The following is a 982-nucleotide window of genomic DNA, read 5'->3' on the forward strand; positions in this document are numbered from 1 at the left end:
GCCGAACAAAACCACCCTTCCGCCCAATACCACCTCGCCTGTTTTTACTATCACGGGCAAGGTGTCGGCTGTCATGTTCCGACCGCCTGCTACTGGCTGCAGGCCGCCATCAGCAACGGCCACACTTCGGCCGAATCATTAACATCCCTATTAGAACAATGGCGCCGCGAAGTGCACCATGCCATCGGTCAAAAGGCCGTCTGAAAATATTTACACTCGCATTTTTTGACAATCTTTAACTATTCCCCTAATATTTGCCAGTTATTTTTCACGGACACGTCATTGTTTTCATTTCTTTCTGAAAACACCTTGCCCGCGCATCAATACCATGACACTCGGCGGATAACGCCAAGCGTTGAAACACACTACATCCGGAACAAAAACGGATGCTCGGAAAAACATTTCTAGGAGGTGAAACAACATGGAATGGGAATTCAACAGTTATTACACACTGATTGCCGCCACACTCGTGTTGCTGGTTGGTAAATTTCTGGTTCAAAAAATCAAATTCTTACGAGACTTCAATATTCCCGAGCCGGTCGCCGGCGGTTTGGTTGCCGCTATCGTCCTGTTCGCCCTGCACGAAGCCTACGGCGTCAGCTTCAAATTTGAAAAACCGCTGCAAGATGCGTTCATGCTCATCTTCTTTACATCCATCGGTTTGAGCGCCGACTTCTCCCGTTTGAAAGCGGGCGGTTTGCCTTTGGTTATCTTTACCGCCGTGGTGGGCGCATTTATCATCGTCCAAAACTTTGTCGGTGTCGGCTTGGCGAGCGCATTGGGCTTGGATCCGCTGATTGGCCTGATTACCGGTTCGATTACCCTGACCGGTGGTCACGGTACCGCCGGTGCATGGGGTCCTGACTTTGAAAGCAAATTCGGCCTGACCGGCGCAACCGGCTTAGGTATGGCTTCTGCAACATTCGGCCTGGTATTCGGCGGTTTGATCGGTGGTCCTGTTGCACGCCGTCTGATCAACAAA

Annotated in this window: 1 protein-coding gene and 1 pseudogene; both read left to right on the forward strand. The window is 50.7% G+C overall.

The window, feature by feature from the left end:
• Positions 1-204, forward strand: a pseudogene (locus tag ACTHUM_RS15260) (hypothetical protein); the annotation flags it as partial.
• A 217-nt stretch (positions 205-421) separates the two neighbouring features.
• Positions 422-982: sodium/glutamate symporter (locus ACTHUM_RS15265; protein WP_440403322.1), on the forward strand; the 561-nt coding region annotated here is incomplete at its 3' end.

The organism is Neisseria sp. P0021.S006 (genome assembly GCF_051956895.1).